The 12671-nt window shown below is 70.3% G+C and carries 2 protein-coding genes; both read left to right on the top strand.

Features of this window, described 5'->3' with window-relative positions; all coding sequences use genetic code 11:
* Nucleotides 1-12 precede the first annotated feature (12 nt).
* Complete coding sequence (locus tag CFP71_RS12985; RefSeq protein ID WP_244199652.1) at nt 13-1245, top strand: cytochrome P450 family protein; 1233 nt, start codon at nt 13-15, stop codon at nt 1243-1245.
* A gap of 24 nt (nt 1246-1269) precedes the next feature.
* A complete protein-coding gene (locus tag CFP71_RS12980) occupies nt 1270-12600 on the top strand; it encodes an amino acid adenylation domain-containing protein (protein ID WP_093934109.1) in 11331 nt (3776 codons plus the stop codon).
* Nucleotides 12601-12671: the final 71 nt, after the last annotated feature.

Here is a 12671-nt window from a genome sequence, read left to right as displayed (position 1 = left end):
ACCTTTTCCTTGATGGGACCCGAATTCCAGGCCGACCCGTACGCGACGATCGCCCGGCTGCGCGAGGCGGGACCAGCGGTGAAGGGCACCTTCATCGACGGCGAGCCGTGCTGGATGTTCGTCCGGGACGCCGAAGTCCGGACGATCCTCGACGACCCGCGGTTCGTGGTGAACCCGGCTTCGGTACCCGGTGGCGCCGTCCCCGACCGCCGCGTCGAGGGCATGGTCGCGATCGGCATCGACGAGGAGATCGCGCGCCCGTACCTGTCCGCCAGCATGGCCGAGCTCGACTCCCCCGGCCATCCCCGGCTGCGCAAGCTGGCGTCGCGGGCGTTCACCGCCCGGCGCATCGCGGAACTGCGGCCCCGGATGGAACAGGTCACCGCGCGACTGCTCCACGCGCTTCCCGAGTACGCCGAGGACGGGGTCGTCGACCTCATCGAGCACTTCGCGCATCCGCTGCCGCTGACCGTGATCTGCGACCTGATCGGGGTGCCGGAGGCCGACCGTCCACTGTGGCTCGAATGGAGTCACGCGGCGATGTGGCACGTCAAACCCGGCGCGATGACACTCGCCGAAGCGATGCGGGCCATGGTGGCGCAGATCCAGGAACTCATCACCGAGCGGCGGGCCGCGCCGGCCGACGATCTCATCGACGCCTTGATCCGCGTCCAGGACGAGGACGGCGATCGGCTGTCCGACACCGAACTGGTCATGCTGCTGCTCGATCTCGGGGTCGCCGGCCACGAGACGACGTCGTACCTGATCGGCACCGGCACCGCCGCTCTGCTGACGCATCCCGACCAGCTCGCGCTGCTGCGGTCGGACCTTTCCCTTCTGCCGAAGGCGATCCACGAGTTGATGCGCTGGTGCACGCCGGTCATGCTGACCAGGCCGCGGCACGTCACCGTCGACCTCGACCTCGGCGGAGTGCCACTGGCCGCCGGCGAGCGGGTGATGGCGATCCTCCCCGGCGCCAATCGCGATCCGCGGCGGTTCCCCGACGCGGACCGGCTGGACATCACCCGGACCTACGAGTTCCGCGGCGAGCAGCACGTCGGCTTCAGCCACGGACCCCACTATTGCCTCGGTGCCGGGCTCGCGAAGGAGGAAGGCGAGGTCGCGTTCGGCGCGCTGCTGCGGAAGTACCCGGACCTGGCCCTCGCCGTCGACGAGTCCGAGTTCGAATGGCAGCAGCCGCATCCGGGGATGCGCAGACTGGCCAGGTTGCCACTGCGCCTGTGACGGCGTGACGAGGGGGACGAACGAGTGAACGCTCCGCTACCGCTTTCGGCTGCCCAGCGGGAGATCTGGCACGCGAGCCGGGCAGATCCCGGAAACCCGGCCTACCACCTGGGGCTCTACCTCGATCTCGATGGCGTGGTGGAGGTCGGAGTGCTCCGGCGGGCGCTGACGCGGACGCTCGCCGAAGCCGACGGCCTGCGAGTCACCTTCGCCGAGACCGGTGGCGAAGTCCGGCAGTTCGTCCACCCGGCCACCGAGGTCACACTGCCGCTGATCGACCTCGGCGATCAGCCCGACCCGGACGCCGCGGCCGACACGTGGATCAGGGGCCGCCTGACCGAGCCGTGGAACCTCGAGAACGGGCCCTTATTCGACTTCGCACTGATTTCCCTTTCTCCCCAACGGTTCCGGTGCTACCTCGGCTTTCACCACATCGTCATCGACGGGTTCGGCCTGAACCTGTTCAGCGGCCGTCTCGCCCAGCTCTACACCCGGTTCCTCGCCGGGGAACCGGCCGGGGAAAGTCCGTTCGGCTCCTTCACCGAGTATCTCGCCGAGGACGCCGCCTACCGGGACTCGGCCGAGTTCGCGGAGGCCCGCAGGTACTGGGCGGACCGGCTGGCCGGGGTGTCCGGGCCGACCTACCTCTCGGCGGGCAGTGGGCTCGCCCACGACGTCGTGCGCCGGACCACGCACTTGCCGGCGTCGGTCTTCGCGGACCTACAGCGGGCCGCGTCGGCCGCGGGTACCCGCTGGTTCCGACTCGTCCTGGCGGTGACCGCCGCCTACCTGGCCCGGATGCGGGGCGAGGACGATGTCCTGCTGAGCATGGCGATAGCCGGTCGCGCGACCCCTCTCGGCAAGACGGTGCCGGCGATGGCCTCCACCGTGGTGCCCCTCCGCGTCGCCGTGCGCCCGGAGGGGACCTGGGCGGAGCTGGCAGGCGCGGTATCGGACGAGGTCCGCGCCGCGATCGCGGTGCAGCGGTACCGGGGCGAGGACGTCCGCCGTGACCTCGTCCGCCACGGTGGCGGGCCGTTCTTCGGGCCGATCGTGAACTCCGTCCCATTCCACCCCAGGTACTCTTTCGCCGGGCTCGTCGCGAACCTGCACAACTGCTCGCTGATGCCCGTCGACGACCTCTCCGTGCTCTGCTACCCCACCGCGGACGGCGGCCTGCGGTTCGACACCGACGCCCACCCCGCCCGCTATCCCGCCGGGGAGCTCGATCGCCACCACGAACGGCTGGTGGGCGTGTTGACCTCTCTCGCCGAACACGGCGCCGACGGCCGGATCGGCGATCTGGACCTGATCGACGACGCCGATCGCGCGCTGCTGACGGCCCGGCACGGCGCGGTCCGCTCCGTGCCGCCGTCGAGCCTGCCGGACCTGTTCGCCGCGCAGGCATCCGCGTCTCCGGACGAGGTCGCCGTCGAATCCGACGGGACGACGTTGTCGTACGCGGACCTCGACGCGAGATCCACCCGGCTCGCACTGCGGCTCGTGGCCGCGGGGGTAACGCCGGAGACGCCGGTCGCGGTACTGATGCGGCGGTCGGCCGAGCTGATCGTCGCGGTGTTGGCCGTGGCGAAGGCAGGCGGAACCTACGTCCCGCTCGACCTGCGCTACCCCTTGCCGCGCCTGCGAAATGTGCTTGCCGACGCGGGGGCTCCGCTGCTGCTCGTCGACCGGACCACCGGCACGCACGAGGTGGCGACCGAGCACCGGGTGCTCGCCGCGGACACCGACGAGCCGCCCGCGCCGGGAAACGTACTACCCCGGCAAGTCGCACCGGATTCGCTGTTGTACATCATGTACACCTCGGGCTCGGCCGGCGCGCCGAAGGGCGTCGAGATCACCCATCGCGCGGTCGCCGAGTTCGCCGCGGACAGTGCTTGGCATCGTCCGGCGCACCGGCGTGTCCTGGTGCATTCCCCGCACGCGTTCGACGCCTCCACCTACGAAATGTGGATCCCGTTGCTGTCCGGTGGCCGCGCGGTACTCGCCCCCGGTGACGTCGACACCGCCCTCCTGCGCCGATACGCGGGTGGTGGGCGGATCACCTCGGTCTTCCTGACCACCGGCCTGTTCCGGACGCTCGCCGAGGTCGACCCCGGTTGCTTCGCCGGGCTGGCCGACGTCTGGACCGGTGGCGAGGCCGGCTCGCCGCAGGCGTTCCGGCGGGTGCTCGACGCCTGTCCGGACACATCGGTGGTCAGCGTGTACGGCCCGACCGAGACCACCACCTTCGCCACCTACCACCGGCTCGGCCGCGACTACCGGCCGGACGACGGGGTGCCGATCGGCGAACCCATGGAAAACACCCGCGGCTACGTGCTCGATGAGCGGCTCCGCCTGCTGCCGCCGGGCGCGATCGGGCAGCTGCACCTCGCCGGGACCGGGCTCGCCCGCGGCTACACCCGGTCGCCAGGGCTGACCGCCACCCGGTTCCTGCCCGATCCATTCGGCGGGCCGGGACAACGGATGTACACCACCGGTGACCTCGTGCGCTGGCGGCCCGACGGCGCGCTCGAGTTCGTCGGCAGGGTGGACGAGCAGGTGAAACTCCGCGGGTTCCGGATCGAACCCGGCGACATCGAGGCCGCGCTGACCGGGCATCCCGAGGTCGCGCAGGCCGTGGTCGTCGTTCGGGAGGACGGCGGCGCGGGAAAACGGCTCGTCGCCTACGTCGTCCCACGGGACCAAGAAGTCCCTGCCGACCTGCCCGAGCGACAGGTGGCCGAGTGGAAGGAGATCTACACCTCCGTCTACCGCGACGCGGACCGCGTCCCGCTCGGGGAGAACTTCTCCGGCTGGAGGTCCAGCTACGACGGCGCGCCCATCCCGCTCGGCGAGATGACCGAATGGCGGGACGCCACGGTGGCCGAGATCGCGGCGCTGGCGCCGAAGCGGGTCCTCGAAATCGGTGTCGGCTCAGGGCTGCTGCTCGCGAAGCTCGCGCCGGACTGCGAAGAGTATTGGGGAACGGACTTCTCGGCGGCGGCGATCGACGCCCTGCGGACCCGGCTCGAAGCCGAGCCGTCGGGCCGGGTCACCCTGCGGCGCCAGGCCGCCGACGACTGGGACGGGATCCCCGTGGGGTTCTTCGACACGATCGTCCTCAACTCGGTGGTGCAGTACTTCCCGAATGTGGACTACCTTGCCGAGGTCCTCCGCGCGGCGGTCCACGCGCTGGCGCCCGGCGGCTCGGTGTACGTCGGCGACGTCCGCGTGCGCGCGCTGAACCGGGTGTTCCGCACGGCGGTGGAGCTGCGCGCGGGTTCGGACCGCGACCGGGCCGCACTGCGGCGGACGATCGAGCAAAGTCTGTTGCTGGAGAAAGAACTCCTCGTCGACCCGGAGTTCTTCGCCGCGCTCGGCGCCAGGCTCGGCGGCGTCGGCGGCTACCAGGTCCGGCTCAAACGCGGCCGCGCGCACAACGAGCTGACCCGGTATCGCTACTCGGCGATCCTCCACAAGACGGCGCCTGCCACACCACCCGGCGAAACAGTTCTGCGCTGGGGTGTCGATCTGTCCACTCTGGACGAACTGCGGCCATCGGACGGCGATCGACAGCTGCGGCTCGAAGGCGTCCCCGACCGGCGCGTGTGGACAGAGGTACAGGCAGAGCGGGCGTGGACACTTGCCGACGAGGAAGGTGCGTTCGACGCGTTGAACGCGGTGCCCGGTCGCGAGATCCTCGACCCGGAGGACGTCAGGGAGTACGGCGAACGGCTCGGCCGCCACGTCACAGCACGCTGGTCGGCCGGTGGGGGCGGCAGAGTCGACTACGTCTTCACGTACGGTACGGCCACGCCGGACGTCCCTCCGCCAGGACTCGCGCAGGTGCCGCTTTCCTCGTACGCGGGCGATCCGGCGCGTTCGCACCAGCTCGGCGCCCTGACCGGCTCCCTCGGCCGTTACCTCGCCGAGCGGCTGCCGGACTACATGGTCCCTTCGGCGTTCGTCGTTCTCGACCGGCTGCCGCTCGGCGCGCACGGCAAGCTGGACCGGCGCGCGCTGCCCGCGCCGGTCCAGGACACCGCGAGCGGTTCGCGGCAGGCCGCCACGCCACGGGAGGAGCTGCTCTGCGGACTGTTCGCCGAAGTGCTCGGCCTGTCCAGGGTCGGCGTCGACGACGGGTTCTTCGACCTCGGTGGGCATTCCCTGCTCGCCACCCGCCTGGTGAGCCGGATCCGCACCGTACTCGGGGCCGAGGTCGCCGTGCGCGACCTATTCGATCATCCGACCGTGGCCGGGCTCGCCCCGCGACTAGGCGACGCCGTCGTCCGTCCGCCACTGAAACCGTTTCCCCGAAACGAAACCGTGCCGCTTTCCTTCGCGCAGCGACGGCTGTGGTTCCTGTCGCAACTGGAAGGTCCATCGGCGACTTACACCATCCCGCTCGCTGTGCGGCTGACCGGCCAACTCGACGTCCGGGCGTTGCGCCTCGCGCTCGCCGACGTCGTCGAGCGGCACGAAAGCCTCCGGACGGTCTTCGCCGAAGTCGCCGGCGAACCAGTGCAGCGAGTCGTGGCAGCGGTTCCGGTCCTCGCGGTGAGCGAGGCCGAGGACATCCCCGCCGCGATCGCCGCGACGACGGCCCGGGGTTTCGATCTGTCCGTCGACCTGCCGGTCCGCGCCGAGCTGCTGGTACACGGCGATGAGCACGTCCTAATACTGGTGCTGCACCACATCGCCGCGGACGGCTGGTCACTGACCCCGCTGGCCCGCGACCTCAGCACCGCCTACCAAGCCCGCCGAGACGGCACCGACCACCACTGGACCCCGCTACCGGTCCAATACGCCGACTACACACTATGGCAACGAGAACTCCTCGGCTCCGAAAAGGACTCCGGCAGCATCCTCCACCGCCAGCTGGCGTACTGGACGGAGCGGCTCGCCGACCTCCCTGATCGCATCGACCTGCCCACCGACCGCCCGCGCCCGCCCACCGCGTCCTACGCCGGCGACACCATCCACTTCCGACTCGACGCCGAACTGCATCGCGCGCTGCTCACCCTCGCCCGCCGCCACGACGCGACGCTGTTCATGGTGGCGCAGGCCGGATTCGCCGCACTGCTCACCCGCCTCGGCGCGGGCACCGACCTCCCGATCGGCGCCCCCGTCGCCGGTCGCACCGACGACGCGCTCGACCCACTGGTGGGGTTCTTCGTCAACACGCTCGTACTGCGGACCGACACCTCGGGCGACCCGACGTTCACCACGCTGCTGGCCAGGGTCCGGGAAACCGATCTCGCCGCCTACGCCCACCAGGATGTCCCCTTCGAATACCTGGTGGAGAAGCTCAACCCGAGACGCTCCCCCGCTCACCACCCGCTTTTCCAGGTTTCGCTCGCCCTGCAGAACAACGAGGAAGCCGGCTTCGACTTCCCCGGCGTCGACAGCAACACCGCATTCGCGCACGCCGGGGTGTCCCGGTTCGACCTGTTCGTCAACCTCGACGAAACGTTCGACACGGCGGGCGCACCCGCCGGGATCGAAGGGTTCGCCGAGTACCCCACCGACCTGTTCGACTCCGGAACCGTCGATGAGCTCACCGCACGCTGGCAACGGCTGCTGCGCACCTTCGCCGCCCGTCCCGACCGGCCGATCAGCGAGGCCGAGATCCTGACCCCGGCCGAACACCACCGATTTCTCGTCAACCCAGCGACCCCTGCCGACTGCCCGTCACTGGCGGAGTTGTTCCAGGCGCAGGTCCGGCGCGCCCCGGAGGCCGAGGCCGTCATTTCGGGCGGGGCCGCCTTGACCTACCGCGAACTCGACGCACGTGCCGATCACGTCGCGCTGGAGCTGACCGCACTCGGAGTCGGCCCGGAACATCGCGTCGGCGTCCTGATGCCGATATCGGCCGACCTGGTCGCCGTCATCCTCGGCGTACTGAAGGCGGGCGGCGCGTACGTCCCCGCTGACCCGGGCCATCCCGACGAGCGGCTGCGGCGCGTCTTCGCGGATTCAGGGGTTTCGGCGATCGTCGCCCCTGGCGAGGAAGCCTCGCGCGCCCGAAACCTCTTCCCGTCTGCCGCGGTGTGGGAACTCGCCATCCCCGACCGGGCCGAAGCGTCCGATGTCCCGTCTCGGGTCACCGGCGACAACGCCGCGTACGTCCTTTACACCTCCGGCTCCACCGGGCTGCCCAGGGGTGTCGTGGTACCGCAGCGCGCCGTCGCGGGGCTCGCGCTTGACAGCTGCTGGGGCGACGCGCACCGCCGGGTCCTGCTGCACTCTCCCCCGTCGTTCGACGCATCGACGTACGAGCTGTGGGTGCCGCTGCTCCGCGGTGGCACGGTCGTCATCGGCACCCCAGGCCTGCTGGACACCGCTCTGCTCGCCGGGGACATCGCCAAGTACGGGGTGACCGGGCTGTGGCTGACGGCGGGCCTGTTCGCCCTGATGAGCGAAGAGCGACCGGACTGCTTCGGGGACGTCGAACAGGTCTGGACCGGTGGAGACGTCGTCTCGGCGGCGGCCGTGCGGCGCCTGCTCGCGGCACACCCCGGGCTGAGGATCGTCAATGGGTACGGACCGACCGAGACAACCACGTTCGCGACCCGGTACTTCGTGGGCGGTCCGCCGGTGAACGGCGTTCCGATCGGTGAACCGATGGACGACAGCGGCCTGCGGGTGCTGGACGCCCGGCTGCGACCGGTGCCGCCGGGCGTGCCCGGCGAGCTGTACGTCAGCGGCCCCGGTCTCGCCCGCGGCTACACGGGACAGCCCGGTGCGAGCGCGTCGAGATTCGTCGGGGATCCCTTCGGGCCGCCCGGTTCCCGCATGTACCGGACCGGCGACGTGGTGCGCTGGAACCGGGCGGGCGAGCTGGAGTTCGTCGGCCGGGCCGACGACCAGGTCAAGATCCGCGGGTTCCGTGTCGAGCCCGGTGAAGCGGAGGCGGTGCTGGCGGCCGCACCCGAGGTCGCACAGGCGGCCGTCGTGGTGCACGAGGACGCGACCGGCCGGCGTCTGATCAGCTACGTCGTACCCGCCAAAGGTGACATCGACGTCGTGCGCCTGCGGGCCCACCTGGCGGACCGGCTGCCCGAATACCTCGTGCCCTCGGTGGTCGTCCTGGACCGGCTTCCGCTCACCGCCAACGGAAAGCTCGACCGAGCCGCACTGCCCGCACTGGAGTCCACTGTGGACGTCACTCCAGAGTCCACTTCGGACGGTGAGCGCGAGATCCTGCTGTGCGGGTTGTTCGCCGAGGTGCTCGGCAGGCCACAGGTCCGCGTGGACGACGATTTCTTCGACCTCGGCGGCCATTCGCTGCTCGCCACCAGTCTGATCAGCCGGGTCCGCGCGGCACTGGGCGTCGAACTGCCCGTCCGCGCGCTGTTCGACGCCCCAACGGTGGCCAGGCTCTCCCGGCACCTCGACGAGAGCCTGCCCGCCCGGCCGCCGCTGATCCCCCGGCACCGCCCCGAACCGCTTCCGCTCTCGTTCGCCCAGCGCCGTCTGTGGTTCCTCGCCCGGCTCGAAGGACCGTCGGCGACGTACAACATCCCGCTCGCCGTACGGCTGCTCGGCCCACTCGACATCCCGGCGTTGCGGCAGGCCGTCGCCGACGTGGCACACCGCCATGAAGCCCTCCGCACGATCTTCCCCGAGGTAGCCGGGGAACCACGTCAGCTGATCGTCGACGCCGCCCCGGTACTGACGGTCCGGAACGCGGACAAGTCCGATATGGACGGTCTACTCTCGACCGCCGCGCGCCACGAGTTCGACCTCGCGAATCAGCTTCCGGTCCGCGCCGAGCTCCTGTCCTGCGGGCCGGAGGAGCACGTCCTGGTACTGGTCCTGCACCACATCGCCGCCGACGGCTGGTCACTGACACCACTCGCCCGCGACCTCAGCACCGCCTACCAGGCCCGCCGCGAAGGAACCGACCACCACTGGACCCCACTACCGGTCCAGTACGCCGACTACACACTATGGCAACGAGAACTCCTCGGCTCCGCTGGTGAGACGGCACGCCAGGAAGGCCTGCTGCACCACCAGCTCGCCTATTGGACGGAGCGGCTGGCCGACCTCCCCGATCGCATCGGCCCGCCCACCGACCGGCCACGCCCTGCCGTCGCTTCCCACTCCGGCGCGACCGTCCGGTTCGAAATCGACGCCGACCTCCATCGCCGGCTGCGCACTCTCGCGCGTCGTCACGACGTGACGTTGTTCATGGTGCTGCACGCCAGCCTCGCCGTGCTGCTGACCAGGCTCGGCGCGGGCACCGACATCGCCGTCGGCTCGCCCGTCGCCGGGCGTGTCGAGAACCGGCTCGAGGACTTGGTCGGCCTGTTCGTGAACACATTGGTCATCCGTACCGACACCAGCGGCGACCCCACTTTCGCCGAGTTGCTCGGGCAGGTGCGGGAAACAAGTCTCGGCGCCTACGCGCATCAGGACGTCTCGTTCGAATACCTCGTGGAGCGCCTGAACCCGCAGCGCTCGACAGCCCATCACCCGTTGTTCCAGGTCGCTTTCGCGCTGCAGAACACCGAAAGCGCACGGTTCGCGTTCGCCGGGCTGGAAAGCCGTCTCGACTTCACCACCCCAGCCGTCGCCCGCCTCGACCTTTTCCTCAGCCTCACCGAGAACCACGACGAAACCGGTGAACCGGCGGGAATGACGGGGCTGATCGAGTACGCCACGGACCTGTTCGACCAGGAGACCGCCACCACGCTGGCGGCTCGCTGGACGGTCGTTCTCCGTGCCATAGCGGAGAATCCCGCCCGGTCGATCGCCGTGGACCTGATGACACCGGAGGACCGGGAAGACCTCGCGGCGCTCTGGCGGGCACGCGCGTCGGATGCCGCGCCGGCGACGGTGCCTGAGCTGTTCGAGGCGCAGGTGGCCCGCACCCCGGACGGGTCGGCACTGGTCGACGGCGCGGTTGAATGGACCTACGCCGAACTCGACGCACGGGCGGATCGCCTGGCGGAACGGCTCAGTGCGCGGGGCGTCGGCCCGGAACGAATCGTCGCGGTCGCGCTGCCCCGCTCGGCCGAGCTTATCGCCGCGTTCCTCGGCACCGTCAAGGCGGGCGGGGCCTATCTGCCGATCGATCCGTCCTACCCGGACGAACGTGTGGCGTACATGCTCACCGACGCCGCCCCGGCGCTGGTCGTCACCACCACCGAACTCGCCGGCCGTCTCCCCCGGGACTTCCCGGTTCTCCTGGTGGACAACGACGACGAAACCGGTGCGCCGCCTCGGCGTCCGTTGCCGCTCAACCTGGCGTACGTCGTGTACACGTCCGGTTCCACCGGCCGTCCCAAAGGAGTTTCACTGAGCCACGAAGGGATTCCGGACCTTCTCGAAGAGCTGAGGGAGACCCTCGCCATCGAACCGGGCCACCGGGTCCTGCAACTCGTCTCACCGAGTTTCGACGCGTCGCTGTGGGACATCCTCGGCGCGCTCCTGTCCGGCGGAACACTTGTGCTCGCCCCGCCCCGAGGGGTCACCGGCGAAGAGCTGACGGCGTTCGCGGCCCGGTACCGGCTGACCCATCTCACCATGCCGCCCGCGGTGTTGTCCGGGCTGCGGCCGGGCAGCCTGCCCACCGGGGTGACACTGACGGTGAGCGGCGACGTCTGCACACCGAAGCTGGCAGCGGACTGGTCCGGCGACTACCGCTTCTTCAACGGCTACGGCCCGACGGAAGTCACCATCGGCGCCACCACGTTCCACTGCCACCCGGAGGACGCGCGCGGCGTCGTCCCGATCGGGCGCCCGTTCCGCGGCGAACGCGTCTACGTGCTCGACGAACGCCTGCGACCGGTTCCGGCCGGCGTGATCGGCGAGCTGTACGTGGCGGGCAGCGGGCTCGCTCGCGGATATCTCGGCAGGCCGGCGACCAGCGCGTCGCGCTTCGTGGCGGACCCGTTCGGCGAACCCGGCGCGCGGATGTACAGCACCGGCGATCTCGGCCGCTGGACCACCCGCGGTTTGCTGGAGTTCGCCGGGCGTGCCGACAGCCAGGTCAAGTTCCGGGGATTCCGGGTCGAGCTCGGCGAGATCGAGTCCGTGCTGGCCGGGCATCCCGGCGTCTCGCAGGCGGCGGTCGTGGTCCGTGAGGACACGCCCGGCTCGGCCCGGCTCGTCGCGTACTTCGTGCCGTCGGGCGCGGTGGACGGTGCGGCTCTCCGTGAGCTGGCCGCTACACGGCTGCCGGAGTACATGATCCCGGCGGCGTTCGTCGCACTCGACCGGCTGCCGCTGACGACCAACGGCAAGCTGGACCAGCGAGCGCTGCCCGCGCCTGCCGCCGTCGCCGGGCGAGCGCCCCGGACCCCACGCGAAGAGGTCCTCTGTGGACTGTTCGCCGAAGTCCTCGGCACCAGCGGGGTGGGCGTCGACGACAGCTTCTTCGACCTGGGCGGTCATTCGCTGCTGGTGACGAAGCTGGCGGAGAGGATCCGCGCGGTACTGGGCGTCGACCTGCCGGTGCAGGCTCTCTTCGAGGCACCGACCGTCGCCACGCTGGCCAAGAGGCTCGACGACGGAGTGGAAAGCGGCGGCTCCGGCGCGCTGGGCACTTTGTTGCCACTGCGTCCGGGCGGCCGGTACGCGCCGTTGTTCTGCGTTCCCCCGGTGACCGGGCTGAGCTGGACGTATGCCGGGCTGCTGCGGTATCTCGACGCGGACTTCCCTGTTTACGGGCTGCAGACGCGGGGCCTGACCGACCTCGCGGAGCTCCCGAAGTCCGTCGAACAGCTCGTCGGCCACTACGCCGACGACGTCGTCCGCATCCAGCCTGACGGTGCTTTTCACCTGCTCGGCTGGTCGTTCGGGGGCATGATCGCGCACGCGCTGGCTGCCGAGCTGCTGCGCCGGGGCCGGGAAGTCGCGCTGCTCACCCTCCTCGACACGACCCCGGCGGAACCGGCTTTGTGGGCAGCGTCTGGGCAGAGCGCCGAGGTACCCGACGAAATCGCCCGCGTCCAACTGCTGGAGGCACTCGGCATCGCCGTCCCGTCCGGTGAACGGGAGACGCTTTCCCAGGAGCGGTTCCTCGAACTGGCCGGGGCGGGCCACACCGTGCTCGCGAGCTTGGACGAAGAGCAGGTGCTGCGGATGGTCCGGGTGATGAGCGTCAACCGGCGAATCGTCACCGAATTCACCCACGAACGAGTGAAGGTCACCACGCTGCACTTCCTCGCCGCCGACGAGCCGACCGGCGTCCTCGACCCCGGTGCCTGGCGGCCATATCTCGAGGATGATGCCGAATCGATCGAGGTCGCGGCGGATCACCTCGGGATGACCTCGCCGGAGGCGCTGCGTGTGATCGGCCCGGTGCTGGAGCGCAGGCTGCGCACGCACGGCACCGGCACGCGGTGAGTGCTGTGAGCATCAACCTGTTCTCACATAGTCGGTGTACCGACCCCTAGCGGCACAGCCAGATCGAGAAC

The organism is Amycolatopsis thailandensis, assembly GCF_002234405.1.
Lineage (GTDB): Bacteria > Actinomycetota > Actinomycetes > Mycobacteriales > Pseudonocardiaceae > Amycolatopsis > Amycolatopsis thailandensis.
Note: the sequence above shows the minus strand (reverse complement) of the source record. Positions and strands in the feature narration are given on the sequence as shown.

Coding starts and splice junctions, on each gene's coding strand:
- CFP71_RS12985 (WP_244199652.1), top strand. CDS start 13: ATGGGACCCGAATTCCAGGCCGACCCGTACGCGACGATCGCCCGGCTG.